At 67.8% G+C, this 25,277-nt stretch carries 27 protein-coding genes; 12 read left to right on the plus strand and 15 right to left on the minus strand.

The window, feature by feature from the left end; all coding sequences use genetic code 11:
* Position 1 precedes the first annotated feature (1 nt).
* Both lspA and coaBC read left to right on the plus strand, forming a co-directional pair.
* Entirely contained in the window at positions 2–538 is a 537-nt protein-coding gene (lspA, locus tag HV793_RS18160; protein ID WP_054456015.1) for a signal peptidase II, read from the plus strand.
* A 166-nt stretch (positions 539–704) separates the two neighbouring features.
* Positions 705–1,904 carry a bifunctional phosphopantothenoylcysteine decarboxylase/phosphopantothenate--cysteine ligase CoaBC gene (gene coaBC / locus HV793_RS18165; protein WP_054456013.1) on the plus strand — a complete coding sequence of 400 codons (1,200 nt, stop codon included), beginning with the start codon at positions 705–707 and terminating at the stop codon, positions 1,902–1,904.
* Between the two features lie 99 nt (positions 1,905–2,003).
* Here the strand turns inward: coaBC and HV793_RS18170 are convergent, their stop codons facing one another.
* The 7 genes from HV793_RS18170 to HV793_RS18200 all read right to left on the minus strand — a co-directional run bounded on the left by HV793_RS18170 (position 2,004) and on the right by HV793_RS18200 (position 8,378).
* Positions 2,004–2,897, minus strand: a complete 894-nt coding sequence (locus tag HV793_RS18170; protein WP_054456011.1) for a cation diffusion facilitator family transporter — start codon at positions 2,895–2,897, stop codon at positions 2,004–2,006.
* Positions 2,898–3,021: 124 nt separating this feature from the next.
* Complete coding sequence (locus tag HV793_RS18175; RefSeq protein WP_175213699.1) at positions 3,022–4,011, minus strand: Bug family tripartite tricarboxylate transporter substrate binding protein; 990 nt, start codon at positions 4,009–4,011, stop codon at positions 3,022–3,024.
* Between the two features lie 118 nt (positions 4,012–4,129).
* Positions 4,130–4,816: an AroM family protein gene (locus tag HV793_RS18180; protein ID WP_054456010.1), complete on the minus strand. Its 687-nt coding sequence runs from the start codon at positions 4,814–4,816 to the stop codon at positions 4,130–4,132.
* Complete coding sequence (locus tag HV793_RS18185) at positions 4,813–5,742, minus strand: DUF1177 domain-containing protein (protein ID WP_175181426.1); 930 nt, start codon at positions 5,740–5,742, stop codon at positions 4,813–4,815. Before HV793_RS18185 ends, HV793_RS18180 begins: the two co-directional genes overlap by 4 nt.
* A complete protein-coding gene (gene pepE / locus HV793_RS18190) occupies positions 5,739–6,443 on the minus strand; it encodes a dipeptidase PepE (protein ID WP_054456008.1) in 705 nt (234 codons plus the stop codon). The genes HV793_RS18185 and pepE overlap by 4 nt, the downstream gene beginning before the upstream one ends.
* A 70-nt stretch (positions 6,444–6,513) precedes the next feature.
* Positions 6,514–7,281: an IclR family transcriptional regulator gene (locus HV793_RS18195; RefSeq protein ID WP_175213700.1), complete on the minus strand. Its 768-nt coding sequence runs from the start codon at positions 7,279–7,281 to the stop codon at positions 6,514–6,516.
* Between the two features lie 158 nt (positions 7,282–7,439).
* Positions 7,440–8,378, minus strand: coding sequence for a LysR family transcriptional regulator (locus HV793_RS18200; protein WP_175213701.1), 939 nt, complete (start codon positions 8,376–8,378; stop codon positions 7,440–7,442).
* A gap of 138 nt (positions 8,379–8,516) precedes the next feature.
* On the opposite strand from HV793_RS18200, the gene HV793_RS18205 reads away from it, so the two are divergent.
* Positions 8,517–9,509 (plus strand): Bug family tripartite tricarboxylate transporter substrate binding protein, encoded by a 993-nt coding sequence (locus HV793_RS18205; RefSeq protein WP_175213702.1) that lies wholly within the window; start codon positions 8,517–8,519, stop codon positions 9,507–9,509.
* 16 nt (positions 9,510–9,525) lie between these two features.
* A complete protein-coding gene (locus HV793_RS18210) occupies positions 9,526–10,953 on the plus strand; it encodes an amidase (protein ID WP_175213703.1) in 1,428 nt (475 codons plus the stop codon).
* A gap of 9 nt (positions 10,954–10,962) precedes the next feature.
* Here the strand turns inward: HV793_RS18210 and HV793_RS18215 are convergent, their stop codons facing one another.
* On the minus strand, positions 10,963–12,003 hold the full coding sequence (locus HV793_RS18215) for a metal-dependent hydrolase (protein WP_054456000.1): 1,041 nt from the start codon (positions 12,001–12,003) through the stop codon (positions 10,963–10,965).
* Between the two features lie 106 nt (positions 12,004–12,109).
* Here HV793_RS18215 and HV793_RS18220 point away from each other — a divergent pair, with 106 nt between their 5' ends.
* The 6 genes from HV793_RS18220 (at position 12,110) to HV793_RS18245 (ending at position 16,408) form a co-directional block, all read left to right on the plus strand.
* A complete protein-coding gene (locus HV793_RS18220) occupies positions 12,110–12,748 on the plus strand; it encodes a DedA family protein (RefSeq protein ID WP_054455998.1) in 639 nt (212 codons plus the stop codon).
* Positions 12,749–12,764: 16 nt separating this feature from the next.
* Positions 12,765–13,283 (plus strand): hypothetical protein, encoded by a 519-nt coding sequence (locus HV793_RS18225; protein WP_175213704.1) that lies wholly within the window; start codon positions 12,765–12,767, stop codon positions 13,281–13,283.
* A 69-nt stretch (positions 13,284–13,352) separates the two neighbouring features.
* Entirely contained in the window at positions 13,353–14,039 is a 687-nt protein-coding gene (locus HV793_RS18230) for a dUTPase (RefSeq protein WP_175162993.1), read from the plus strand.
* Positions 14,040–14,211: 172 nt separating this feature from the next.
* Positions 14,212–14,907 (plus strand): 2OG-Fe(II) oxygenase, encoded by a 696-nt coding sequence (locus HV793_RS18235; protein ID WP_175181429.1) that lies wholly within the window; start codon positions 14,212–14,214, stop codon positions 14,905–14,907.
* Positions 14,908–14,957: 50 nt separating this feature from the next.
* A complete protein-coding gene (locus HV793_RS18240; RefSeq protein WP_175213705.1) occupies positions 14,958–15,662 on the plus strand; it encodes a 2OG-Fe(II) oxygenase in 705 nt (234 codons plus the stop codon).
* Positions 15,663–15,676: 14 nt separating this feature from the next.
* Complete coding sequence (locus HV793_RS18245) at positions 15,677–16,408, plus strand: 2OG-Fe(II) oxygenase (protein WP_244958667.1); 732 nt, start codon at positions 15,677–15,679, stop codon at positions 16,406–16,408.
* A gap of 13 nt (positions 16,409–16,421) precedes the next feature.
* On the opposite strand, the gene HV793_RS18250 is transcribed toward HV793_RS18245, so the two are convergent.
* The gene (locus HV793_RS18250) at positions 16,422–17,357 is read right to left on the minus strand and encodes a LysR family transcriptional regulator (RefSeq protein WP_054455989.1); all 936 of its coding nucleotides are present in this window, start codon (positions 17,355–17,357) and stop codon (positions 16,422–16,424) included.
* A 146-nt stretch (positions 17,358–17,503) separates the two neighbouring features.
* On the opposite strand from HV793_RS18250, the gene HV793_RS18255 reads away from it, so the two are divergent.
* Both HV793_RS18255 and HV793_RS18260 read left to right on the plus strand, forming a co-directional pair.
* The gene (locus HV793_RS18255) at positions 17,504–18,493 is read left to right on the plus strand and encodes a tripartite tricarboxylate transporter substrate binding protein (RefSeq protein ID WP_119449326.1); all 990 of its coding nucleotides are present in this window, start codon (positions 17,504–17,506) and stop codon (positions 18,491–18,493) included.
* Positions 18,490–19,587, plus strand: a complete 1,098-nt coding sequence (locus tag HV793_RS18260; RefSeq protein WP_233564495.1) for a maleylacetate reductase — start codon at positions 18,490–18,492, stop codon at positions 19,585–19,587. Before HV793_RS18255 ends, HV793_RS18260 begins: the two co-directional genes overlap by 4 nt.
* A 36-nt stretch (positions 19,588–19,623) precedes the next feature.
* On the opposite strand, the gene HV793_RS18265 is transcribed toward HV793_RS18260, so the two are convergent.
* The 6 genes from HV793_RS18265 to HV793_RS18290 form a co-directional block, all read right to left on the minus strand.
* On the minus strand, positions 19,624–20,736 hold the full coding sequence (locus HV793_RS18265) for an NADH:flavin oxidoreductase/NADH oxidase (RefSeq protein ID WP_175213707.1): 1,113 nt from the start codon (positions 20,734–20,736) through the stop codon (positions 19,624–19,626).
* A 107-nt stretch (positions 20,737–20,843) separates the two neighbouring features.
* Complete coding sequence (gene ehuA, locus HV793_RS18270; protein ID WP_054455983.1) at positions 20,844–21,614, minus strand: ectoine/hydroxyectoine ABC transporter ATP-binding protein EhuA; 771 nt, start codon at positions 21,612–21,614, stop codon at positions 20,844–20,846.
* Positions 21,611–22,282, minus strand: a complete 672-nt coding sequence (gene ehuD, locus HV793_RS18275; RefSeq protein WP_054455981.1) for an ectoine/hydroxyectoine ABC transporter permease subunit EhuD — start codon at positions 22,280–22,282, stop codon at positions 21,611–21,613. Before ehuD ends, ehuA begins: the two co-directional genes overlap by 4 nt.
* Complete coding sequence (ehuC, locus tag HV793_RS18280) at positions 22,279–22,932, minus strand: ectoine/hydroxyectoine ABC transporter permease subunit EhuC (protein ID WP_175213708.1); 654 nt, start codon at positions 22,930–22,932, stop codon at positions 22,279–22,281. The genes ehuD and ehuC overlap by 4 nt, the downstream gene beginning before the upstream one ends.
* A 10-nt stretch (positions 22,933–22,942) precedes the next feature.
* Positions 22,943–23,851 carry an ectoine/hydroxyectoine ABC transporter substrate-binding protein EhuB gene (gene ehuB, locus HV793_RS18285; RefSeq protein ID WP_156337399.1) on the minus strand — a complete coding sequence of 303 codons (909 nt, stop codon included), beginning with the start codon at positions 23,849–23,851 and terminating at the stop codon, positions 22,943–22,945.
* A gap of 175 nt (positions 23,852–24,026) precedes the next feature.
* Complete coding sequence (locus tag HV793_RS18290; RefSeq protein WP_119449321.1) at positions 24,027–25,181, minus strand: ABC transporter substrate-binding protein; 1,155 nt, start codon at positions 25,179–25,181, stop codon at positions 24,027–24,029.
* Positions 25,182–25,277: the final 96 nt, after the last annotated feature.

Here is a 25,277-nt window from a genome sequence, read left to right on the forward strand (position 1 = left end):
CATGGCCCGCCCCTCCGACCCCGGAGTGACGGGCGCCGCCCCCGTCCGCGCCGCGCCGGCGCGCGTGGGCGGCTGGCTGGCCCTGGCATTGCTCATCATCGTGCTGGACCAGTTGACCAAGGTCTACTTCAACACCTCGTTCCAGTACGGCGAACGCGTCAACGTGCTGCCGGTCTTCGACTTCACGCTGATGTACAACCGCGGCGCCGCCTTCAGTTTCCTGGCGTCCGAAGAAGGCTGGCAGCGCTGGCTGTTCACCGGCCTGGGCTGCGTGGCGGCGGTGGTCATCACCATCATCCTGCGCCGTACCCATGGCCAGCCGCGTTTCAGCCTGGCGCTGACCCTGATCCTGGGCGGCGCCATCGGCAACGTCATCGACCGCGTGGTCTATGGCCACGTGGTGGACTTCCTGCTGTTCTACTGGAACACCTCCTACTTCCCCGCCTTCAACCTGGCGGACGTGGGCATCACCTGCGGCGCCATATTGCTGGTGCTGGACGAACTCCTGCGCGGCCGCAAGGCCAAGACCCAGGCCTGAAGATGGCCCGGCCGGGGCGCGACGCCCCGGCTTCCTTCAGCATTTCCCACGGTTTTTGTCCTGCTTGATGCCCCCTGAACGCATCGCGAAAGGCGCAATGCCGCAATGCAGAATAAAATCACTGTCCGTTCCTCGTTTACACGGCGCTGAACCCGCCGCCTCCCTCATGCTCGACCTCGCCCGCAAACGCATCGTCCTCGGCCTGACCGGCGGCATCGCCTGCTACAAAATCGCCGAGCTGGTGCGGCGCATGACCGAACAAGGCGCCACCGTCGACGTGGTCATGACTGAGGCGGCCACGCACTTCATCACGCCGGTCACCATGCAGGCCCTGTCGGGCCGTCCGGTGTTCGTGGATGCCTGGGATGCCCGCGTGCCCAACAACATGGCGCACATCGACCTGACGCGCGGCGCGGACGCGGTGCTGATCGCTCCGGCCAGCGCCGACTTCATGGCCAAGCTGGCGCACGGCATGGCCGACGACCTGCTGTCCACGCTGTGCCTGGCGCGCGCCTGTCCGCTGCTGGTGGCGCCCGCCATGAACCGCGAGATGTGGGCCAACCCGGCCACGCAGCGCAACGTCGAACAACTGCGCGCCGACGGCATCAGCGTGCTGGGCCCCTCCGCCGGCGAACAGGCCTGCGGTGAAACCGGCGATGGCCGCATGCTGGAAGCGCATGAGCTGCTGACCGACCTGATCGCCTTCTTCCAGCCCAAGCTGCTGGCCGGCCGCCACGTGCTGCTGACCGCCGGTCCCACGTCCGAACCCGTGGACCCGGTGCGCGTGCTGAGCAACCGTTCGTCGGGCAAGACCGGCTACGCGCTGGCTCGCGCCGCCCGCGAGGCCGGCGCCCGCGTCACGCTGATCACCGGCGCCACCTTCCTGCAGGTGCCGCGCGGCGTCACCGCGCTGTCGGTCACGACCGCGCGCCAGATGCACGACGCCGTGATGGCCAGCGCGGCCGACGCGGACATCTTCATCGCGGTGGCCGCGGTGGCCGACTGGCGCGTCAAGAACGTCAGCAACCAGAAGCTGAAGAAGACCAGCGAAGGCGGCGGCGCGCCCGTGATGGAATTCGAACCCAATCCGGACATCCTGGCCGAAGTGGCCAAGCTGCCCGACGGCCCCTGGTGCGTCGGCTTCGCCGCCGAAACCGAGAAGCTGGCCGAGCATGCCGAAGCCAAGCGCACGCGCAAGGGCATTCCGCTGCTGGTGGGCAACCTGGCGCACAAGGTCATGGATGCGGACACCACCGAACTGGTGCTGTTCGACGAGCAAGGCACCCATCCCCTGCCCGCCGCCGACAAGCTGGACGCCGCGCGGCGACTGATCGCCGAGATCGCGGCCAGAGTGCCAGGCAAATAAAAAGAGCAGGCCTCGCGGCCTGGCCTGGCTGCCGATGAACCCCTGTCTGCGGACAGGGGTTTTTATTTGCTTGCGGGCTTGCCGCTCATGCGGCCGTCGTCAGTGGATATGCTCCTGCGAGGAACGATCCTCGCGCTCCATCTGCAGCGTCGTGTGGTGCAGGTCGAAATCCGCCTGCAGCCTGTCCTCGATGGCCCGGCGTACCTGTTCGCCGTCGGCCCCGGCCGCCAGCACCACGTGCCCCGTGAGCATGGGATTGCTCTGCGTCACCGCCCACAGGTGTATGTCATGGATGGAAGCCACACCGGCCGTGCCGGCGATGGCGGCGCGCACGGCCTGCAGGTTCATGCCCGGCGGCACGCCTTCCAGCAGGATATTCACGCACTCGCGCAGCAGCACCCAGGTGCGCGGGAACACCATGAAGCCTATGCCCACCGCCAGCGCCGAATCCACCCAGCGCCAGCCCGTGAACCAAATGAGCACAGCGCCGACGATCACGCCGATCGAGCCCAGCATGTCGGCCCATACCTCCAGATAGGCGCCCTTCACGTTCAGGCTTTCGTCCTTGGCGCCTGCCAGCATGCGCATCGAGATCAGGTTGACGATGAGCCCCACCACGGCGACGGCCAGCATCCCCAGCGACTGGATCTCCTGCGGCGCCGACAGGCGCTGGTAGGCCTCGTACAGGATGTAGAACGCGACGCCCAACAACACCAGCGCATTGACCGCCGCCGCCAGTATCTCGAAGCGGGCGTAACCATAGGTACGCATCAGGTCCGCCGCCTTGCGACCGGCGCGTATCGCCACCAGCGCCAGCAGCAAGGCCATGGCGTCGGTCATCATGTGCATGGCATCGGAAATCAATGCCAGGCTGCCTGTGATCAGGCCGCCCGCGATCTCGACCAGCATGAAGCTGCCGGTCAGGCCCAAGGCGATCCAGAGGCGGGATTCGGGCAAGGCGCGCACGTCGCCGTGCTGATGGCTGTCGCTCATGGCTGTCCTGGTCGGGGAAAGGCACCATGACAAAGCCTGTAGCGGCTTCAGAGTCAAGCGCGGCGGCTCGCGCCATGAAAAAAACCCTCCGTGCCACCGGAGGGTTTTTGTTGGACAACCCGGCTTACTGTTCCAGGCTGATGTTGGCCGCCTTGACGATGTCGGCCCATTGCTGGCGGTCCTTCTCCAGGAACTGGCCAAACTGCTCGGGCGTCATGCCGGTGACCGGCTCGGAACCCAGGCCGGCCATCTTCTCGACCAGCGCGGGCTGCTTCAGCACGTCCTGCATGGCCGCGTAGTAGGCGGCCAGCACGTCGGCGGGCAGCCCGGCGGGCGCGAACACGCCTTGCCAGGTCGGCATGTCGAAGCCCTTCAGGCCCTGCTCGTCCAGCGTCGGCACGTTGGGCAGCTGCGGCGCGCGCTTGATCGAGGCCACGGCGATGGCCTTGACCTTGCCTTGCGAGGCCAGCGGCGCGGCGGTGGAGATGTTGTCCATCGTCATGGCGATGTGGCCGCCCAGCAGGTCGGTGATGACGGGCGCGGCGCCGCGGTAGGCGGCGTGCGGCACCTTCACGCCCAGCTTGTAGAGCATGGTCTCGGCGATCAGGTGGTTGGAAATGCCCACGCCGGCGGTGCCGTAGGTGGCGGTCGGCGTCTTCTGGAAGTATTCCTTCAGCTCGGCCAGGTTGTTGGCCGGCACGTCCTTGTTGACGATGACCACGTTGGGCTGCACCGCGGCCAGCGTGACAGGCGTGAAATCCGCCGGCTTGTAGTTGGTGCCCTTGGGGTTCAGGACATGGGTGATGGCCATGGACCCGGCGGCGGCGATGCCGATGGTGTAGCCGTCGGCCGGCGACTGGGCCAGGCGGTACGCCATGATGTTGCCGCCTGCGCCGGCCAGGTTTTCGACCACGACGGGTTGGCCCAGGCGCTGCGACAGCGGCTCGGCCAGGAGGCGCGCCAGGGTATCGGCGGAACCGCCGGGCGCAAAGCCCACCAGGAGGCGCACCGGATTGGCGGGCTTCCAGGCGTCGGCGGCGAAGGCCGGCGCGGCCGTCAGGGCTGTGACGGCGAACAGTGCGCCAGCGGCGCGATGCAGATTACGGCTGAACATGAAAAACACTCCCAACGATTGATTGACGAAGCCCGCTTCGTCTCCTCTCGCCGCTCGCCCGTCCCACGCCGCGCCGCGCATCCATGCGCGGCCCGGTAGCGGAGCGGTACCCGCGGCGTTATTCCAGTATTTGCGCCAGCGTCTGCGCCACCATGCGGTTGGACAGCAGCACCGGCCGGCCCGAGGCCTGTGCCACGGCCTGGCGCATGCGCTCGGCGTAGCCCATGCAATGCATGACGATCAGGTCGCAGGACGCGAGTTCGCGGCCGGCCCGCTCGAAGTTGAGTGCGGCCTGGGCCGCGTCGGCTTCGTAGGGGGAGGCATGCACGACCACGGTCTCGCAGGACAGCGGCACGACCATGTGGAAGGCATCGACCTGCGCCTCCAGCGGCACCACCAGGCCCACCTTGCGGCAATGCTCGGCCAGGCCGGCGACCAGGTGGTCCACCACCTGCTGCGGCTCCACCACCAGCGTGCGCATCGGCGCGATCGCGGTGCCGGTGCACAGCGGCACCAGCACGTCGTAGCCCGCGGCATCGGCCTGGCGCATGACCTCGGCCAAGCGCGCCTCGGCGGCGGCCGCGTCCAGTTCGATCTGCGAGCCGTCGCGCATGCGGGTGGCGAAGCGGTATTCGCCCGGCTTGGGCGCCAGCGCGGCCAGGCCCGCGGCGTCCAGCCCGTCGAGCGCGCCGAATTCGTCGATGCGCACCTGCGCGCCCAAAAGCGGGGCCATCTCGGGCACCACGTCGCTGCGCGGCGACTGGCCGATGGTGAAGAACGCCACGCGGCGCGGCTGCGCGCTCATGCCTCGCCCGCGCTTTCGCGGCCCACGGTCTGCAGATGCGCCATCGAACCGTAGCGGCTCTGCAAGGCGGCCCATTCCGTTTCGTCGACGAAGCTCATCGCGCCTTGCCCGTAGAGCTTGGCGATCTCGATGCAGAAACGCATGGCGACGTCGGCGTCCACGGCGTTGGTCACGCCCGTGGCGCAGCCCGGCACAGTGGTCTGCGCGGTCAGCGCCACGCCCACCACCGGCGCGCCGGTGACGATCGTGGGCTGCATCAACGAGTTCACGTGCCACAGGCCGTTTTCGTAAGGCGTGATGTCCTGCGTGGTCAGCGGCAAGGTCACCGGCAGTTCGCCGCTGACCCAGCCCATGACGTCCAGCATGGTCTCGGGAATGCGCAGCAGATAGCCCTGGCGCGCGACCGGCGTCAGCGCCACGCCGCGCTTGTTGACCAGGCGGTTGCCGCGCGTGGTGTCGACGGACAGGATCGCGTCCATGCGCGGGTCGACTTCATGCGACATCATCTCGCGCATCGGGAATGGCGAACGCATCATCGGCACCGGATGGTGCGGCCGCGTGCCGGCGCGCGGGCAGATGTGGGTGCGGATGCGCACGGTGCCCGGCATGACGTCGCCTTGGCGCGCCATGGCCATCAGCTTGAACGCCGCGGCAATCGCGACCACCGCGCCGTCGCTGTCGGACACCAGGCCGGTGACCGCCGGACGCGCGCCGATGCCGCCAAGGCGGCCGACGATGCCGAGTTGCGGCGCGGTTTCGTCGAGGCCCGGAATGACGATGGACAGGAATTCGGTGGCCGCGCCGTCACGCTCCAGCCGGGTCACTTCGACTTCACAGTTGCCCGCCGCGCGCAGCTGCTCGGCCACGGCCTCGCCCGTGATGTGCGCAGAGGACAGCAGTTCGATGGCGTCGATGACGTGCTTCATGCCGGGATCTCCACGGGACCCGGACGGAACACGCGCGGCTCTTCGTTGCCGAGGAACAGCGGCGCGTCGTGCGGGCCGACCAGGTCGATCCGATTGCCGCGCACGCGCAGCGCGGAGCCTTCCGGCAAGCCCAGCACGGGCATCTGCGGATTCAGCGTGCAGAACTCGGCCAGGCGCTGGGCGCGGGTTTCGCCGCGGTGTCCGGGCGGATGGGCATTGGTGTAGTGCGGATTGATCTGGAACGACAGCAAGCCCAGGGCGTCGAAGCCTTGCGGGTCCGTGATGGGCATGTCGTTGGTAGTGCAGATGCTGGGGCAGCTCAGGTTGGAGCCTGCGCTCCAGCCCAGATAGGCCGCGCCCTCGCGCACGCGGCGCGCCACGACGTCCAGCAGGCCCTGGCGGCGCAACTGGCCCAGCAGGTTGAAGGTGTTGCCGCCGCCCACGATGATGATCGCGGCGCCTTCCAGCGCGGCCACGGGATCCTCGGCGCGATGCAGCCCCTGGATGTCCAGGCCGGTATCCGCCAGGGCCGACGCCACCAGCGCGGTGTAGTCGTCCCAGTCGCGCGTGACGCCAGCGTACGGCACGAAGACGGCCGGCGCGCCTTGCGGCAGCGACGCGATCAGTTCGCGGATGTCGGGCAGCGCGTGGACCAGATAGCCGGCGTCGCTGCTGGAATTGCTGAGGAGCAGTAGGTTCATGTGGAGGATTTCCGTAAGGGGATTTTCTGGGTGTCCGGCGGCGCGGACGCATCTGTGGGCCTGAAAGCGTTCAGGCCAGCCAATAGGGATCGTTCAGTTCGCGGCCCAGCGCCCCCACCTGCCGCAGCACCGACTCGCGCAAGCGCGCGACGCGGGCGGCATCGGCCTGGAAGGAAACGAAGGACAAACACAGGCCGCGCAGTTCGCCGGTGGTGGGGTCGCGCACGGCGGCCGCCACCGCGCCTATGCCCGGCATGGCCTGGTCGATGGCCACGCCGCAATGGTCCGCGCGGGTCTGCGCGACCAGGCGGGCCAGTTCGCCGACCGTGGCGGGACAGTCGCGGCCTTCGGTGGGCAGCGGCTGGTCGGCGTCGACGCCGTAGAGCGCCTGGAACTCGGCTTCGCTCAGGCGCGACAGCAGCGCCCGGCCCATGGCGGTGCCCGAGGCGGCGCGGCGCGAACCGGGCGGCGACAGCACCTGCACCGGGTGCGAGCCGTTCAGGCGCTGCAGCACCACGGTCTCGCGCTGGTTCAGGGTGGAGAGATAGGCGGTCAGGCCACTATCGTCGGAGAGCCGGGCCAGCACCGCGCGGCAGGCGTCGTCCAGCGGCGTGGCCGCCATGCCGGCGCGCACCGCCTGCGCCAGCATCGCCCCCGCGCGGTAGCGGCGCGTGGCGGCGTCCTGGTCGAGCAAGCCGTAATGCTGCATCTGGTTGAGCAGGCGCGACGCGCTGCTCTTGGGCATGGACAGGCGCGCCGCCACTTCCGTGAAGCTCAGCTCCGACGCGCCTTCCGCGTATAGCCCCAGCACGCGCTGGACGCCATCGAGAATACTCATGTTTGTTCCAAAAAACGGAACTTATGTTCCTATAAGTTGAACAAGAATAATGCGGGGCTCGACGGCGGTCAATATGGGAACAGCATGAAAAAGCCCCGGGGTCGCCCGGGGCCTGGTCGCGGGAGCCGCCGGCCCCCGATGTAGATCAACGGAATGCCTCAGCCAACCGGCGTCTCGCAGAACTGCAGGAATCGATGCAGCGGAGTCTGCCGTTCGGCGGCACGTTGCCATACGACGACCGTGGGCGGATTCTGTTCACGCAGCTCGACCGGCAGGATGACCGCCTCTGCCGCGACGGTCAGGCGCTCGGCCGCCGCCAGCGGCAGCATGACCAGGTAATCCGTGGTGCGCACGAATTCATCGGTCAGCAAAAGATCACTTACCTGAATGCCGCGCGGCGGCAGTCCCAGGTCGCATCCCAGGAACAGCGCGGTCAGCTTGTCGTGCATCATCGTGCCCGGACGCGGCTTGCACCAGGGTTCTGCGTGCAACTCCGGCAGCGTAAGGCGGCGGCGGGCGGCCAGCGGCGACAGCCGGGCATTGGCGACGACCACCAGCGGCTGCGGCGGCACCAGCCGCAAGCGCCCCAGGCCAGGCGCTGTCAGCTCGGGCGCGTCGTAGCACACCAGCGCGTCCAGCTTGTCGTCCAGCAACAGGTCCGCCATGGCGCGGTATCCGCCAGCCTGCACATCCAGCGCGACGGCGGGCTGGGCTTGGTTGAAGGCATGGATCAAGGGCGCAAGCGTCAGTTTGCCCATGTCGGTCGCCACGCCGATGCGCAGTTCGCCCAGGCGGCCGCTGCGTACGTCCGTTACGGCTTGGGCCAGCCCGCGCGATTGCGCCACCACGGCCTCCATCATGGGCAGGATCTGGCGGCCCATTTTCGTCGGGCGCTTGGCATTGCCGATGCGCTCGAACAGCTTGAAACCCAGCTGCGATTCCAGCTCCGCCAAGGTTTTGGAGACCGCGGACTCGCTCACGTTCGCGGCCGCGGCCACCTCCTTGGCCGACGGCGCATCGCGCAACGCCAGCGCGATCTGCAGATGCCGCAGCTTCAGGCGCGAAGCCAGCGACTCGATGGGCTGCGACTTGACCATTTTCTCAATCCATTAGTCGAATAATTCACTATACGGTAAACCCGGGCGGACCGATGATAACGGCATAGCGCATTGGCCATGAGCCGATCCGCGGCCGGCCAGGCCGCAGGAGCAACAGAGCGCAAACAGGAGACCGTCTTGCTAGCCCGCCCCCGACTTCTCGCCTTCATCCTTGCCGCCGCGACGACGGCAGGCCTGCAACCCTGCGCGATGGCCCAAGAGCCAGCCGGCGGCGACAAGCTCGTGCGCCTGGTGGTCGGCTACGCCGCGGGCGGCGCCGCCGACGCGGTGGCCCGCGCCTACGCCGAACAGTTGCAGACGGCGGGCTACGCCAATGTCATCGTCGAGAACCGTCCCGGCGCATCGGGACGCCTGGGTTTCGACGTGGTGAAGCGCGCCAAGGCGGACGGGCTCACCCTGTACCTGGGCTCGTCGCCGATGTTCGTGATCTTTCCGCTGACCTACAAGAAGCTGGGATACGACCCGGACCATGACCTGCGCCCGGTGGCCCTGGTCGCCGACGTGCCCACCGGCGCCGTCACGGGCGCCGCCCAACCCTACGGCAACATGGCCGAATACGTGCAATGGGCCAAACAGGCGCGCGCCAAGGCGACCCTGGGCCTGGCGACGCAAGGCAGCCCCGGCCAGTTGGGCACGATAGAAATGGGCGGCCAGAACGGCCTGGAGGTCGTGCCCGTGCTCTACCGCGGCGCGGCGCCGATGCTGGTGGACGTGGCGGGCGGTGAAGTGTCGATGGGCTGGGACGCCGTCGCCAGCATGCTGCCGCTCTACAACGCCGGCAAGGTGAAATTCCTGGGCGTGGCTGGCAGCCGCCGCCTGCCCTCCCTGCCCGATGTGCCGACGCTGCTGGAACAGGGCTACCCGCAGTACCAGCATGCCGCCAGCTGGTATGGCGTGTACGCTCCCGCGGCCACGCCGGACGCCACGATCGCCCAGCTGGAACAGGCTTTCGTCGCCGCCGGCAAGCGGCCGGCGCTGGTGGAAAAACTGCAGACCGCGGGCTTCCTGGTCGACCCCCAGGACGCGCAGAGCGCCAAGCGCCGCATCGGCGTCGAGCGCGCGCACTGGGCCCCCATCGTCAAGGCCGCCTGCATTTCCTTCGACGAATAGGCGCAACGTGGCTTCGATGAGCGATTCCCTTTGCGACTTGAGCGCGGTAGAGGCCGCAAGCCTGATCCGGACCAAGGCAGTGTCCCCGGTCGAGCTGGTGCGCGCCTCGCTGGAACGGGCCGAAAGCCTGCAGCCCGTCCTGAACTGTTTCATCACGCTGTGCGCCGAAGAGGCCATGGCCGAGGCCCGGCTTGCCGAGGCCGCGCTGATGCGCGGCGATGCGCCGGGCCTTTTGCATGGCCTGCCCTACACGGTGAAGGATCTGGTCAATACCGCGGGCGTGCGGACCACCTTCGGCGCCGTGCCGTTCAGCGCCAACGTGCCGGCCGAGGACGCCGTGGCCGTGGCGCGGCTGCGTCAGCAAGGCGCCGTCCTGATCGGCAAGACCACGACGCCGGAATTCGGCTCCAAGTCCATGACGGATTCGCCGCTGTTCGGCCACACCCGCAACGCCTGGAACCTGGAACGCACCTGCGGCGGCTCCAGCGGCGGCGCCGCGGCGGCAACGGCCGCCTGCATCACGGCGCTTGCGGTGGCCAGCGATGGCGGCGGATCCACCCGCATCCCCGCGGCGTGCAACGGCGTGGTGGGATTCAAGCAAAGCCTGGGCGCGATACCGCACAGCCAGGCGCAGGACGCCATCGGCAACCAGACCTACGTGACGCCGACCACGCGCACCGTGGCCGATACCCGCCTGATGATGGCGGCCATGGCCGGCCCGCATGACTGCGATCCGTGGTCGCTGGGCGTACCCAGGACCGACTACGCCGGCGCGGCGGCCAATCCCGAGATGCTGCGCGGCAAGCGCGTCCGCTATTGCGCCGCCCCGCCCGGCCGCCCCGTGGCCGCCGACGTGCGCCGCGCATTCGAAGCGGCGCTGGCGCGCCTGGCCGACCTGGGCGCGGAAGTAGAACCGTTCGACGGCAAGGGCTTCGATGTCGAGCCCATCTGGCGCGTCATCAACCACACGGTCTGGCGCACCCGCTTCCTGCCACTGATAGAACGCGAACCCGACGCCTACAGCCCCACCTTCCGGCGGCAGATCGCCACCGCCGCGGCGTTCAGCGCCCAGCAATACCAGGAAGCCATGTTTGCCCGCACCGCGCTCTACCGCAAGGTGCAGGCGCTGTTCGGCCAGGCCGACCTGCTGGCCATGCCGACCATGTCACGCACCGCTTTGCCGCTGGGCACGGACATATTCGACACCATGGACATCGACGGCCGCTCGTACGGCGACATCCGCGCGCACTGGTATCCGTGGACCATGCTGTTCAACCTGACCGGGCACCCCGCCGTCAGCGTGCCTTGCGGTCTGGGCCAGGATGGCCTGCCGATAGGCTTGCAGCTGGTTGCCCCTTGCCACGCCGACCTGCAGCTGCTGCAGGCGGCCGAAGCCTATGAGCAAGCCGGCACTCCGCTGCCGCGGCCGCCGGCGGTAACCTGAATCACGTTCCTATCTGGTCGACAGCTCCGACCACTGCGCCAGCGGCAAGGGCGGCTGCGCATGCAGGATGCGCGCCAGCACCAGCTTCAGTTCGGCCCAACCGCCGCGCTCGGTGGGCCAGATGGAAGGCGTCACCGCCTGCCAGTTGCCGTCCGCCGCGCGTTCGGCCATCTTGAAGCGGAAGGTGTAATGCCCCGCCATGCCCATGCGCAGGTCCGTCACCACCAACGCATTGCCGATGACGTCGTAGCGCAGCCAGTCGTCCGTGAACCAGCGCAGGCGCTGGTGCAACGGCACGTCCGCCAACGCCCGCGCCACATCCAGGTTCAGCGGCTGGCGCAGCCATTCCGGCGGATCGCTGTCGAACAGGCTGCTGACCGATTCGTAATAGTGGCCGTCGGGCGTCTTGGCGATGACGCGCCACACCAGCGTGTTGAAGGGCATGGGCACGGCGCGCAGTTCGCTCAGCGCAATGCCCTGCGCCTGCATCGCCTCGCGCACGCGGTCCTCGGCGGCGATGCGCGCGGCCAGCCCGAATCCCAGGTAGGCCGTGCTGAACACCAGCGCCGCGGCCAGCAGCCGGCGCGCCGTCAGCGTCATGCCGAAGCCGATGGCGAACAACACCGCCAGCAGCAACGGCACGGTATAGACCGGGTCGATGATGAACACGGCGGCCCAGCTTTCGGGGATGAGCGCCAGCGGCCAGAACAGCTGCGTCCCGTAGACCGTGAAGGAGTCCAGCACGGGATGGGTCACCAGCACCAGCCATAAGGTCAGGAACAGCCGGCGTCCGCTGTATGGCGCCTGCGGCCAGTACTTGCGGATCAGCCAGGTCAGGAAAACCGCAAGGCCGGTCAGCACGAAGACCGAGTGCGAGAAGCCGCGGTGGTAGGTCATGAGCGACACCGGGTCCGGATAGCGCATCAGGACATCCAGATCCGGCACCGTGGCCAGCGCCGCGCCGTAGATCAACGCCCGCCGCCCCTGCACCCGCCCCAGGAGGGCGCCCTGTATGCCCGCGCCCAGTACCGCCTGCGTAACCGAATCCATAACTCTCCAACAATTAGCTTCATCCAGACGGACTATACGGTGCACCGGCAGTTCCGCAGGCGTTAACATACCTGATTGCGTTCAGCTAATTTTCAACTTCGTAAATATGGACCAATACATCGACCAGATCGCGATGTTCATCGAGGCCAACCAGGCCTGGGCGGGACCGATCACCTTTCTGCTCACGCTGGGCGAATCCATGGTGCTGCTGGGCCTGTTCATCCCGGCCACGGCCCTGATGCTGCTGACCGGCGGCCTGATCGGCGCGGGCACCCTGAATCCCTGGGCCATCATCGCCTGGGGCATCGCCGGCGCCATCGTGGGCGACGCCCTGTCCTACTGGCTGGGCCGCTGGGCCGGCCCTGGCATCCTGCGCCGCTGGCCGCTGAAGCAGCAGCGCAGCGGCGTGGCGCGCGCACGCCTGTTCTTCTACCGCTACGGCTTCGCCTCCGTGCTGATCGGCCGCTTTCTCGGCCCCATCCGCTCCACCATTCCCACCGTCGCCGGCGTGATGGGCATGGGGCACAGCCGCTTCCAGATGGCCAACGTCGCCTCGGCCATCCTCTGGATGCCGCTGATGCTGGCCCCGGGCTATATCACCGCGCGCAGCCTGGGTACGGCGGACAATGCGCAACAGATTGCCATGATGATCGGCGCGGGCCTCTCGGTACTGCTAGGATGCGGGCTGTTGATAGCCATGCTGCGCAAGCGCCGGGTCCCGGCACGCCAACGCCGCGGCAACTGAACCGGAGAGAGGGGCAATGGCCATAGATGGGGAACCCAGGAATGGCGATTTCGCGCGCTACGTCGAAAACCTGACGCGCGCCGGCGGCGCATCGCCGGGACAGGTTCCCGACAAGCGGGCGCAATCCCGCCCGGCAGCTCCGCCGCCCCCGCCCCCCGCTTCTCCGTCTGAAACGCTATCCGGCGCGCCCTGGGGCAAGGCGGCCCCGCCGCCCCTGCAATCGCGGCAAGCGCCGCCCGCGGCCCCGGGCCAGACCGATGCCGCCGAGGTATCGATGGCCCGCCAAGCCACCCAGCGCAAGATCGGCGTCATCCTGACGGTGGGCGGCATCCTGGCCGGCTGGGCCGGGGCGCGCATCATCTTCGAAGCCCTGCGCGGCCCCGGGTTCGACCTGGACGAGGCCATGCCCGCCGTCTTCCTGTTCTTCTTTGCCATGATGCTGTTCAAGGCGGCCCGCAACGCGCGCAATCCGCGCGGCAAGACGCCGCTGCCTCCGCTCAAGCGCTCTTCCTACCGCAAGGACGGCGACGCCTGATTCCGCCATCACGGCGGCGCGGCCCCCGCGGGTAATGGTGCTAACATTTCCGCCGCTGTCGAAAGACCCATGAACCACGGAGTGAAAGTGAATAACGTAGTCGGATTGAACCAGGCCCAGGCGGCCACGATGCTGAAGCTGCAGGGCCACTTGAACAGCATGATCAATCCGGACTGGGTCAACGGCGGAGCCCGCTTCCTGCGCGCCGCCTTCGTCGAATCCGCCGAAGCGCTGGAACACTACGGCTGGAAATGGTGGAAGAAGCAGACCATCGACCTGCCGCAAGTGCAGATGGAGCTGGTGGACATCCTGCACTTCTATCTGTCGCACACCATCGTCCAGTCCCGCGGCGACATCGGCGCCGCCGCCGACGCGCTGGTCGCGGACCTGTCCGGCCCGGCCTCGGTCGCGCTGGACGGCAAGACCCATGCGCTAGACCAGCTGAACGTGCCCGAACTGCTGGAGCTGATCGGCGGCCTGGCCGTGTGCGGACGCGCCAGCTTCAAGGTCCTGGAACAGACCATGACGTCCTGCGAGATGAGCTGGAACGACGCCTACACGCAATACGTGTCCAAGAACGTGCTGAACATCTTCCGCCAGCAGCATGGCTACAAGGAAGGCACCTACATCAAGATCTGGAACGGCGAGGAAGACAACGTCGTGCTGGCCCGCCTGCTGTCGCAGCTGGATCCCGCGCGCGAGGATTTCGCCGACCAGTTGCACCGCGAACTGGAGCAGGCTTATTCGCGCCTCTGAGCCGCGACGGTTCCTGCCCGCCTGAAGACGCCGCCATCCGCGGCGTTTTTTGTTTTGGAGGAAGCAAGCGCAACAAACGGAGTTTCAAAAAGGCGGTGGATTTCTACACTGGCCTCGCCTGTAATCACGGGGAGGACCGGGCATGCGCGCCGCGGCAAGCGGAGACAAGGACATGACAGCAGCAGCCGACTATGACTGGCAGAACGTGGAGCAAGCGCTCGATGCCCACGGCAACGCCGTGCTGCCCGGACTGCTGACGCCCGCACAATGCCGCGCCCTCGCCGCCCTCTACCCGGATGAAGCGCGCTTTCGCTCGCGCATCGTCATGGCGCGGCATGGCTTCGGCCGCGGCGAATACAAGTACTTCGCCTACCCCTTGCCGCCGCTGCTCGATCAATTGCGCCACGCGCTCTATGCCCGGCTGGCGCCGATCGCCAACCGCTGGAACCAGCGGCTGCGCGCGGATACGCAATACCCGCCCGAACTGGACGCCTACCTGCAACGCTGCCACCGGGCGGGCCAGACGCGTCCCACGCCATTGATGCTCCAGTACGGCGAGGGCGACTACAACTGCCTGCACCAGGATCTCTATGGCGAACATGTGTTTCCGCTGCAGGTCGCCATCCTGCTGGCCGTGCCGGGCAAGGATTTCACCGGCGGCGAATTCGTCATGACCGAGCTTGCGGCCAGAAGCCAGCGCGCCGACGTCGTGACGCTGGGCCAGGGCGACGCGGTGGTGTTCACCGTCAATCAACGGCCCGCGGCGGGCGCCCGCGGGCCGCGCAAGGTCGCCATGCGGCATGGCGTGAGCCGCGTGCGCAGCGGCCGGCGCCACACCTTGGGCATCATTTTTCATGACGCGGCATGATGCCGCGCACGCTTGCGACCATCGATGAGGACCCTATGCATCACAGCGGCATGACCGCCCTCGAAACCAGCCTGGACCGCCTGGATTGGCCGGACATCGGATCGCAGCTCGACGCCGAAGGCTATGCCGTGCTGCCAGGACTGCTGGGCGCGGAACCGGCGCGCAGTCTGGCGCGGCAAGCCGACGCGCCAGACGCCCGGCGGGTGAGCCTGGCATCCGCCGGCCTGGGGCACGGCGACCTGTATTACTTCGATGCCGGCATCCCGCCGCCGCTGGAGCAATGGCGCTCGGCGTTGTACCGTCGGCTCGTCGTACACGCCAATCGCTGGAACGAGCTTCTTGACATGCGCGCGCGCTATCCCGATGAGCTGGAAGATTTTCTTCAGCGCAACCGCGACGCCGGCCAGACCCGGGCGCAATCGCACCTGAGCCGGCTCGGCGTCGAAGACTACATCGCGCTGCACCAGCGCAATACAGGCGGACAGGTCTTCCCCATGCAGGCGGTCGCGCTCCTGTCCGAGCCGGGAGACGGCTTCCAGGGCGGCGAGTTCGTGATGACGGAGCAGCGCCCGCGCATGCAATCGCGTCCGCTGGTGGCGCCGCTCGGTTTCGGCGACGTCGCCATCATCGCCACGGGGGAACGCCCCTTTCACGGTTCCAAGGGCTATTACCGCGTAAACCTCAAGCATGCCGTCAGCCGCGTGCGCAAAGGCACGCGCATCGGCCTTGAACTGTTTTTCCACGATGCGCCCTGATGCCAGCCCCAGCCATGCCTACATCAACCAAGCTGCACGGCCTGCCTGAAACCCGGATTGCGGATACGGACTGGCAGGACGTCGAAGACGATCTGGGCCGCGATGGCTACGCCGTGCTGCCGGGACTGCTGACGCAGGCCCAGTGCGAGGAACTTGCGGCCGGCTACGGCGACGAAACGCGCTTTCGCAGCCGCATCGTGATGGAACGCTATGCGTTCGGCCGCGGCGAGTACAAATACTTCAGCTATCCGCTGCCGGATATCGTCGCAAGCTTGCGGCAGTCGCTTTATCCACGCCTGGCGCCCATCGCCAACCGCTGGCATGCGGCCATGCGCCTCGAAGCGCGCTTTCCCGCAACGCATGAAGAATTCCGGAGTATCTGCCACGCCGCCGGACAGCGCCGGCCCACGCCGCTGCTGCTGCGCTACCAGGCGGGCGACTACTGCTGCCTGCATCAGGACCTGTACGGCGACCATGTCTTTCCGTTCCAGGCCATCTTCCTGCTCAATGAGCCGGGACGCGATTTCGAAGGTGGAGAGCTGCTGCTGGCCGAAAGCAATCCCAAGCAACCCGGACGGGCCGACGTGGTGCCGTTGCGGCAAGGCGATGCCGTGGTGCTTGCCGTCAATCACAGGCCGGTGCGGTCGGCGCGCGGCTATTACCGCGCGAATCTGCGGCATGGGGTCGGCCGGCTGCGCAACGGAGAGCGGCACACGCTGGGCATCATCTTCCACGATGCCACGTAAGGCTGCGCGATCGTCAGGCCGCGCGCGCAGCCTCGATGGCCGCATCCCACACGGAAGGCGAGCCGATCTGCCGCCGCAATTGTTCGGTGAAGGCGCGGATGCGCGCATTGGCGCGCGGCATGGCGCGCAGCAGGTAGATGCCGCTTTCGGGCGGCGGGCTGGCGTCCTGCAAGGTCAGCTGCACCAGCCGGCCGGCGCCCAGGTCCGCGCCCGCGGACCAGTTGGGCATGAGCGCGATGCCCAGCCCTTCCAGCGCCGCGAACCGGCGCGCGTCGCAGTCGTCGCACTCCAGGACGAACCTGGCGTCCTGGGCCCATTGGCCGTCGCCCAGTTCGCGCCAGCCGCGCACGCTGGTGCTGTGGCGCCGGTCGATGAGGCGATGGCGCGACAGGTCCGCCAGCGTGCGCGGTACGCCATGGCGTTCCAGGTATGAGGGCGCGGCGCAGATCAGGTAGCGATGGCTGCCGATGCGTTGCCCGATCAGGCTGCTGTCTGGCTGTTGCCCCACCCGCACCACCACGTCCATGCGTTCGACCACCGGATCCACCACGCGCTCGGTCAGTTCCAGCTCCACCTGCAATTGCGGATGGCGTTCACCCAGCTGTTGCAGCATGGGCACCACGTAGCGCCGCGCGAACGCCGGCAGGCAACTGACCCGCAACAGGCCCTGCACGGTCTGCTCCAGCGAAATGACCTCGGAACGCGCCTCGGTCATGTCGTGCAGGATCTTCACGGCGCGCTCGTACAGCACCTCGCCGGCCTCGGTGGGCATCAATGCACGGGTCGAGCGCACGAACAGCGGCACCTTGAGCTCGGACTCCAGCGCGCCGATCTGCCGCGCCACGGACGAGGCCACCATGCCCCGGCGGCGCGCCACCTCGGAAAAGCTCTGGGCGCGGGCGACGTCGACGAAGATGGAGAGGCTTTCCGCGAATTTGACGGTTTTCATTTGTGCGTGTGGCGCAAAAGGCTTTGGCGTGGCACGCCAGCTTTCCTGGGAGATTTGGCAATTACGATACTGCGCATGGACGCACTTTGGCAATTTAGACAAAGATAGACGGCCGGACACAACGACGATAAGCCCAGGAGACCCGCATGCCCCCGATCAACGCCCCCCGCCGCTCGCCCCGCGCCCTGCTGGCCAGCGCCGCCCTCGCCGCAGGCGCCTGGGCTGCCGCCCTGCCCGCGCTGGCGGATTCCTATCCCAGCAAGCCGGTAACGGTGGTGGTGCCCTTTGCTGCGGGCGGCACCGTGGACCGGGTGGCGCGCCAGGTGCAGCAGGCGCTGCAGGACAAGCTGGGCCAGACGGTGGTCATCGACAACCGCGGCGGCGCCGGCGGCACCATAGGCACGGCGCTGGTGGCCAAGTCCGCGCCCGACGGCTACACGGTGGAAATGGTGTTCGATTCCTACGCCACCGAGCAGCACATCTACCCCAAGCTGTCTTATGACACGGCGCGCGACCTGACGGGCGTGTCGTACATGGTGCGCTCGCCCATGGTGCTGGCGGTGACGGCCAGCGGTCCGTACCAGACGCTGGCGGACTACGTCGCGGCCGGCAAGAAGGGCAGCGTGTCCTACGCCTCGGTCGGCGCGGGCAGCTCCAACCATCTGGCGGCCGAAATGTTCCACCAGGCTGCCGGCACCAGCGGCATCCACACGCCCTACCGCGGCGGCGGCCCGGCGGTATCGGACCTGATGGGCGGACACGTGGAGTCCATCATCGCCAGCCTGCCGCTGGTGCTGCCCCACATCCAGAGCGGCAAGCTGCGTGCGCTGGCGGTGACGGCGCCCAAGCGGGTCGCGGCCCTGCCGGACGTGCCCGCCATCGCCGAGAGCTATCCGGGCTTCGAGATCTATTCCTGGGTGGGCATGGTGGCGCCCGCAAGGACGCCGGCGGCGACGCTGGACAAGCTGGCCGACGCCACCATCGCCGCGCTGCGCGACCCGGCCGTGGCCGGACGCATCACCGAATCGGGATTCGAAGTGGTGGCCGGCGGCCGCGATGACATGAACCGGCTGGTGCAGGCCGAGTCCCAGCGCTGGGGCGAGCTCATCAAGAGCCGCGGAATCGTTGCACAATGACCGACATGCAGACGGGGAACGCCATGCAATCCTTCATCTACGCCAGCCGCGCCCAGCGCGTGGTCTTCGGGCCGGGCAGCCTGGGCGGCCTGGCGGCCGAACTCGATGCGCTGGGGCTGCAGCGCGCGCTGGTGCTCTGCACGCCGCCGCAGCGCGCGCAGGCCGAACGGGTCGCGGCGCTGCTGGGCGAAGCGCGGGTTGCCGGGATCTTCGACCAGGCCGTGATGCACGTGCCGATGGAAATCGCGCGCCAGGCGCGGGAAGCGGCGCGCGAGCTGGGCGCCGATTGCGCGGTGGCCGTGGGCGGCGGCTCCACCATCGGGCTGGGCAAGGCCATCGCGCTGGACTCGGGCCTGCCGGTCATTGCCGTTCCCACGACCTATGCGGGCTCGGAGATGACGCCGATCTACGGTCTCACCGAGAGCGGCCTGAAGAAGACCGGCAAGGATGACCGGGTGCTGCCGCGCAGCGTGGTGTACGACCCAGAACTGAGCCTGTCGCTGCCGGTGTCGATGAGCGTGACCAGCGGCATCAACGCCATTGCCCATGCGGCGGAAGGCCTGTACGCGCGCGACGGCAATCCGATCATGGACCTGATGGCGCAGGAAGGCATACGCGCGCTGGCGCAGGCGCTGCCCGCCATCCACGCAGGCTCCCAAGGCGCGGAACTGCTGCAGGCGCGCAGCGACGCGCTCTACGGCGCCTGGCTGTGCGGCACGGTGCTGGGCAGCGTGGGCATGGCGCTGCATCACAAGCTCTGCCACACGCTGGGCGGCAGCTTCAACCTGCCGCACGCGGAAGTCCACACCGTGGTGCTGCCGCAAGCCTTGGCCTACAACGCCGCGGCCGCGCCGCGGGCCATGGAGCGCATCGCCGCAGCGCTGGGCGCGCCGGCTGCGGCGGCAGGCGTGTTCGATCTGGCCAGCACGCTGGGCGCGCCCACGGCTTTGCGCGACATCGGCATGCGCCAGGAAGACCTGGACCGCGCCTGCGACATCGCCATGCAGACGCCCTACCCCAATCCGCGGCCGCTGGAACGCGAGGCCTTGCGGGCGCTGCTGCAAAACGCCTACGAAGGCAGGCGGCCTCAATAAACAGAGTCCGGCAGGCTGCCAGCCTGCCGGTTGCGCCTAGCGTTGTCCGAAGCGCGTATCGCCAAACAGCGCCTTCTGGTCACGCGGCTGCGAACGCCAGTACTGGCGCGGCGCGCTGACCTGGCCGCCCAGTTGCGCCGCGGCGTGCCACGGCCAGCGCGGGTCGTACAACATGCCGCGCGCCAGCGCGACCATGTCGGACTGGCCGTTCTGCAGGATGTCTTCGGCCTGCTGCGCCTCGGTGATCAGGCCCACCGTGATGGTCGGCATGCCCACCTTGCGCTTGATTTCGTCGGCGAACGGCACCTGGTAGTTCGGCCCCACGGGTATCTTCTGCTGGGACGAGACGCCGCCGCTGGACACATCTATGAATTCACAGCCGCGTTCCTTCAAGGCTTGCGCCAGGACCAAGGTCTGTTCCAGGTCCCAGCCGCCTTCGACCCAGTCGGTGGCCGACACGCGCACACCTAGCGTCACCGACGGCGGAATGGCCTCGCGCAGCGCCTGGAAGACTTCCAGCGGAAAGCGCATGCGGTTCTCGAGCGAACCGCCGTAGGCGTCGTCGCGTCGGTTGGACAGCGGCGACAGGAACTGATGCAGCAGATAGCCGTGCGCGGCGTGCAGTTCGATCGCGTCGAAGCCCAGCCGCACGGCGCGCCTGGCGCTGGCCACGAAGGCGTCGCGCACGCGGGCCAGACCCGCCGTGTCCAGCGCGTGGGGCGGCGGTTCCGACGCGTTGTGCGGCACGGCCGAAGGCGCCCAGCCCTGCCAGCCGCCGGCCTCGGGCGGCACCAGTTGGCCGCCGTTCCAGGGCGCTTCGCTGGACGCCTTGCGGCCCGCGTGGCCCAGCTGTATGCCCAGCTTGATGGGCGCATAGCGGCGGATGGCTGCAACGACGCGGCCGATGGCCGCCTCGGTTTCATCGGACCACAGGCCCAGGTCTCCCGGGGTGATGCGGCCGTCGGGCTCCACGGCGGTGGCTTCCACGAACAGCAGCGCCGCGCCGGACAAGGCCAGATGCCCCAGGTGGATCATGTGCCAGTCGGTCGCCAGGCCTTCCTCAGCCGAGTACTCGCACATGGGCGCGATGACGATGCGGTTGGCCAGCTCCAGCTGGCCGATGGACGTGGGACTGAAAAGCAGGGACATGCTGGAGCCTCCGGGGCGTGGGATGCGACAGCATAGCGCCCCGACCCGCCCGGGAACCTGAATACCGCAGCCCCGGGCGGGGTCAAGGCTGGCACGCAAGCGCCGCGCTACTGCCCTTCGATCACCGAATCCAGGAACTGGCGCGTGCGCGCTTCCTTGGGCTGGCTGAACAGCACCGCCGATTCGGCGTCCTCGACGATGTTGCCCTCGTCGAAGAACAGGGTCCGGTCCGAGCTGCGTTCTGCGAACTTCATCTGGTGGGTGACGATGATCATCGTCATGCTGCGCCGGGCCGACAGGTCGCGCAGGATCTGCAGGATGCCGCCCACCAGCTCCGGGTCCAGCGCGGAGGTCACCTCGTCGAACAGCATGATGTCGGGGCACATGGCCAGCGCGCGCGCTATGCCCACGCGCTGCTTCTGCCCGCCCGACAACTGCGCGGGATAGACATCGAGCTTGTCGCCCAGCCCGACCATCTCCAGGTATTCCACGGCGCGCTCGCGCGCCTGGTCGCGCGACATGCCCAGCACGTGCACCGGGGCCTCCATGGCATTGGCCAGCGCCGTCATGTGCGGGAACAGGTTGAAGTGCTGGAACACCATGCCGATCTTGCCGCGCACCTTGCGCAGATGCTCTGAATTGAGGCCGGCGGGGCGGCCCTGCGCGTCGGTCCACATGGGCACGCCGTCGATCTCGATGTCGCCGCTGGTGGGCTGGTCCAGCGTCATCAGCACGCGCAGCAAGGTCGATTTGCCCGAGCCGGAGGGGCCGATCACTGCCACGGTCTGGCCGGCCGGTATCTCCAGGTTGATGCCGCGCAGCACCTCCAGTTCTCCGTACTGCTTGCGCAGGTTCTTGATGCTTACGCTCGCGCTCATCGCTTTCCTCCATATCGTTGCAGGCGGGCCTCCAGGCCGCGCACGCCCCAGGCCGCCACCAGGCTCAACGCCAGGAACAGCAGGCCCACCAGGGTCAGGGGCTCGGTGTAGCGGAAGGTGGCAGAGCCGATCATCTTGCTCTGCTGCAGCAGTTCCACCACGGTGATCGCCGACAGCAGCGGCGTGTCCTTGAACATGGCCACCAGGTAATTGCCCAGCGCCGGCACCACAGGCGGAATCGCCTGCGGCAGCACCACGCCCACGGCCGTGCGCCAGCGCGACATGTTCAGCGCGGTGGCGGCCTCCCATTGGCCGCGCGGCACGGCTTCGATGCCGGCGCGGTAGACCTCGGCGCAATAGGTCGCGTAGTGCAGGCCCAGCGCGGTGATGCCGGTGGCCAGCGGCGACATCCGCACGCCGGTCAGCGGCAGCACGTAGAACAAGAAGTACATCTGCACCAGCAGAGGCGTGCTGCGCACGAACTCGATCACGAAGGCGGTGGGCAGGGACACGATGCGCAGCCGCGAACGCCGCAGCAAGGCCAACACCAGGCCCAGCGTCACAGCCACCAGCATGCCCAGCAGCGTGGCCTCGATCGTGATGACCAGCGCGGAGCCCAGCGTGGGCAGGATCTCCAGGGCGAAGGACCAATCGAATACCGGCTTCATCGCACGCGCACCTTGCGTTCCAGCAGACGCACGCCGGCCGTGATCAGCAGCGCCACGGCGAAGTACATCAGCAGCATCAGGGTGAAGATCTCGGTGGTGCGCAGGGTCTCGCTGCGCAGCAGCTGGCCGCGGAAGGTCAGGTCCGTGATGGTGATGAGGGACACCAGCGCGGTGTTCTTCAACAGCTCGATCAACAGGTTGCCCGCAGGCGGCAGCATGGCCGGCACGGCCTGCGGCACCACGATGCGGCGCATGATCTGGCCGCGCGTCAGGTTCAGCGCGATGCCGGCTTCGCGCTGGCCCGGCGGCACCGCGCGGATCGCGCCGCGCACCACTTCCGCGCCATAGGCGCCGGCGTTCAGCGCCAGCACCACGATGCCCACCAGCATGGCCGGCAGTTGCACGCCGAACAGCGGCAGCACGAAGTAGAACCAGAAGAGCTGCACCAGGGCCGAAGTGCCGCGAAACACCTCGACGTAGACCGCCGCGATCCAGCGCAGCGGGCGCACGGACGACAGGCGCCCGATGCCCGCGGTCAGTGCCAGCGGCACGGCCAGCACCACGGCGCCTGCCATGATCTCCAGGGTCACCGCCAGCCCCTGCAGGAGCGGTGGCGCCAGCTCGGCGAAATGCTCGGATATCAGCCGCATGCGCGCCCCCTTACTGGCCGGCGCACAGCTTGGCGGCCGTGACCCCCTTGGGCAGTTCCTCTGCTGTGAAGCCAAAAGGCGCCACGAGTTTCTGGTGTTCTTCGGTGCCGATGAACTTTGCCAGCTCAGCGTTGAAGGCGTCGGCAAAGGCCTTGTCGTCGCTGCGGAAGGCATAGGCGCCGTAGCCGCGCACGTCCTTGCCGTCGATGACGGGATCCTTGAACGGATCGGCCTTCTCCAGGCCGCTGGCCGCGCTGGTCTTGCCCATCAGGTCGTTGACCGTGAGCGCCGTGGCCGCATAGGCGTCGGCGCGGCCCGCCTGCACGCCGGACAGCGCGCTGACCGCATCCGGGAACACCACCACCTGGGCGGGCGGCACCTTGATCTTGGAGGCGTACTCCGCTTCGATCGCGCCGACCACCACGCCGAGCTTGGCGTCGGGATTCTTCATCACGTCTTCATAGCTGTGCAGATTCTTGGGATTGCCTTGCTTGACCAGGAAGGACTGGCCCACCCCATAAGTGGGGTCCGAGAACGCCACCTGCTGGCAGCGTTCGGGCGTGACGTACATGCCCGCGGCGATGATGTCGAAGCGCTTGGCCTGCAGGCCCGGAATGAGCGAGCCGAACTCGGTCAGGACGCCCTCCACTTCGTTGATGCCCATGCGTTTGAGCACCACCCGGGCGATCTCCACGGATTCGCCCGTGACCTTGGCTTCCTTGCTGTCCATGAAGGCGAACGGCGCTTCGTTGGCGTAGCCGATGCGTATCTTGCCGGCGGCCTTGGCGGCTTCCAGGGTGGACGCCGCGGCGGGCGCATTCGCTGCCGGAGCAGCCTTGTCGGATCCCGAGTCGGAACATGCCGCCAGCACCCCCAGGCTCAAGGCGGCCAGCATACGTCTGGATCGGATCAGGCTCATGGCAGTTTCTCCTGTATTTATTTCGAGGTATATGGATTCACTAAAAATAATACGCTATTAAATGATTTCGACACGAATCATATGCCCGAAAAAAAGCAGGCCGCAGCCTGCTTTTTGCTTCGCCGCCCTATGGGCGTCAGGACAAGTTACGAATCGTAGACTTATATGTCCCCACTTATTCCGCGTAGGAAAAACGGCCGTTCCGGACGATGCCCATGACGCGGGCGCGCTCGTCGAAACCCTGGTGGTTGTCCTTGGTGATGTTGAGCACGCCATTGGGCACGACCAGGTCGCGCGTGTTTTCCAGGGCATCCCGCAGCGCCGCGCGGAATTCCGGCGTGCCGGGCTTGGCCCCGGTCTTGAGCGCCCGCGCCACCGCCGAGTCCAGCAGCATCCAGGCGCCATAGGCGTCGCCCGCGAACTGGGTCAGCGTGTTGGCGCCGTAGCGCGCTTCGTACTTGTCGGCAAAGGCCACCGCCACCTTCTTGACCGGGTTGTCGTCGGGCAGCTCGCGCGCCACCACGCCAGGGCCGGTGGGGAACAGGGTTCCCTCCACGTCCGCGCCGCCGACCTGCAGGAATTCCAACGTGCCTATGCCGTGCGTCTGGTAGATGGCGCCGGTGTAGCCACGTTCCAGCAGCGTCTTCTGCGGCAAGGCAGACGGGGTGCCGGCGCCGGCGATCAGCACGGCGTCCGGCTTGGCGGCGATGACCTTCAGGACTTGTCCGACCACCGACGCGTCGGTGCGCTGGAAGCGCTCCTGCGCCACGATCTTCAGGTCGGTCCCGGCAGCGGCGGTGAACTCCTTCCACCAGCTGTCGCCGTAGGAATCCGCGAAGCCGATGAAAGCCACGTTCTTCAGACCCTTCTTCTTCATGTCCGCGACCAGCGCGGTGGCCATCAACGAATCGTTCTGCGGCATCTTGAAGGCCCAGGCGCGCTTCGGATCGGACAGCGGCTCGACGATGACGCTGGAGGCGGCCAGCGCAATCATGGGCGTGCCGGTTTCGGCCAGCACGTCCAGGCCGGCCAGCGCGGCGGCCGTGGTGTTGGGGCCGACGATGGCGTCGACCTTGTCTTCCGAGGTCAGCTTGCGCATGTTCTTCACCGCGCGGCTGACGTCGGTGCCGTCGTCCAGCACCACGTAGCGGGCTGGCTCGCCGCCCAGCGTGGCCGGCCACAAGCGGATCGCGTTATTGGTCTGGATGCCGATGGCGGCGGCCGGACCGGTGGTGGACACGTCCACGCCGATGACGATTTCAGCCTGGGCGGACAAGGCGGGAACGGCCAGCGCAATGGCGCAGGCGTAGCGGACGAGCTTGTAAGACATGACAGCAGTTCTCGGCGAGGTGTGAGCAGATGCCTGTATTTTGCCTGATGGCCGCGTACCGCCTTGCGACGCGCATCAAGAAAGCCGGTCTGCGGT

Source organism: Achromobacter aegrifaciens, assembly GCF_902859965.1.
GTDB classification, from domain to species: Bacteria; Pseudomonadota; Gammaproteobacteria; order Burkholderiales; family Burkholderiaceae_B; genus Achromobacter; species Achromobacter aegrifaciens.

Coding starts and splice junctions, on each gene's coding strand:
- HV793_RS18195 (WP_175213700.1), bottom strand. CDS start 7,281: ATGAGTATTCTCGATGGCGTCCAGCGCGTGCTGGGGCTATACGCGGAA.
- ehuC (WP_175213708.1), bottom strand. CDS start 22,932: ATGCGGCTGATATCCGAGCATTTCGCCGAGCTGGCGCCACCGCTCCTG.
- HV793_RS18170 (WP_054456011.1), bottom strand. CDS start 2,897: ATGAGCGACAGCCATCAGCACGGCGACGTGCGCGCCTTGCCCGAATCC.
- HV793_RS18265 (WP_175213707.1), bottom strand. CDS start 20,736: ATGTCCCTGCTTTTCAGTCCCACGTCCATCGGCCAGCTGGAGCTGGCC.
- HV793_RS18235 (WP_175181429.1), top strand. CDS start 14,212: ATGACAGCAGCAGCCGACTATGACTGGCAGAACGTGGAGCAAGCGCTC.
- HV793_RS18290 (WP_119449321.1), bottom strand. CDS start 25,181: ATGTCTTACAAGCTCGTCCGCTACGCCTGCGCCATTGCGCTGGCCGTT.
- HV793_RS18185 (WP_175181426.1), bottom strand. CDS start 5,742: ATGAAGCACGTCATCGACGCCATCGAACTGCTGTCCTCTGCGCACATC.
- HV793_RS18240 (WP_175213705.1), top strand. CDS start 14,958: ATGACCGCCCTCGAAACCAGCCTGGACCGCCTGGATTGGCCGGACATC.
- HV793_RS18215 (WP_054456000.1), bottom strand. CDS start 12,003: ATGGATTCGGTTACGCAGGCGGTACTGGGCGCGGGCATACAGGGCGCC.
- ehuB (WP_156337399.1), bottom strand. CDS start 23,851: ATGAGCCTGATCCGATCCAGACGTATGCTGGCCGCCTTGAGCCTGGGG.
- HV793_RS18225 (WP_175213704.1), top strand. CDS start 12,765: ATGGCCATAGATGGGGAACCCAGGAATGGCGATTTCGCGCGCTACGTC.
- pepE (WP_054456008.1), bottom strand. CDS start 6,443: ATGAACCTACTGCTCCTCAGCAATTCCAGCAGCGACGCCGGCTATCTG.
- HV793_RS18200 (WP_175213701.1), bottom strand. CDS start 8,378: ATGGTCAAGTCGCAGCCCATCGAGTCGCTGGCTTCGCGCCTGAAGCTG.
- HV793_RS18255 (WP_119449326.1), top strand. CDS start 17,504: ATGCCCCCGATCAACGCCCCCCGCCGCTCGCCCCGCGCCCTGCTGGCC.
- ehuA (WP_054455983.1), bottom strand. CDS start 21,614: ATGAGCGCGAGCGTAAGCATCAAGAACCTGCGCAAGCAGTACGGAGAA.
- HV793_RS18250 (WP_054455989.1), bottom strand. CDS start 17,357: ATGAAAACCGTCAAATTCGCGGAAAGCCTCTCCATCTTCGTCGACGTC.
- lspA (WP_054456015.1), top strand. CDS start 2: ATGGCCCGCCCCTCCGACCCCGGAGTGACGGGCGCCGCCCCCGTCCGC.
- HV793_RS18210 (WP_175213703.1), top strand. CDS start 9,526: ATGAGCGATTCCCTTTGCGACTTGAGCGCGGTAGAGGCCGCAAGCCTG.
- HV793_RS18230 (WP_175162993.1), top strand. CDS start 13,353: ATGAACCACGGAGTGAAAGTGAATAACGTAGTCGGATTGAACCAGGCC.
- HV793_RS18175 (WP_175213699.1), bottom strand. CDS start 4,011: ATGTTCAGCCGTAATCTGCATCGCGCCGCTGGCGCACTGTTCGCCGTC.
- coaBC (WP_054456013.1), top strand. CDS start 705: ATGCTCGACCTCGCCCGCAAACGCATCGTCCTCGGCCTGACCGGCGGC.
- HV793_RS18220 (WP_054455998.1), top strand. CDS start 12,110: ATGGACCAATACATCGACCAGATCGCGATGTTCATCGAGGCCAACCAG.
- HV793_RS18260 (WP_233564495.1), top strand. CDS start 18,490: ATGACCGACATGCAGACGGGGAACGCCATGCAATCCTTCATCTACGCC.
- HV793_RS18245 (WP_244958667.1), top strand. CDS start 15,677: ATGCCTACATCAACCAAGCTGCACGGCCTGCCTGAAACCCGGATTGCG.
- ehuD (WP_054455981.1), bottom strand. CDS start 22,282: ATGAAGCCGGTATTCGATTGGTCCTTCGCCCTGGAGATCCTGCCCACG.
- HV793_RS18180 (WP_054456010.1), bottom strand. CDS start 4,816: ATGAGCGCGCAGCCGCGCCGCGTGGCGTTCTTCACCATCGGCCAGTCG.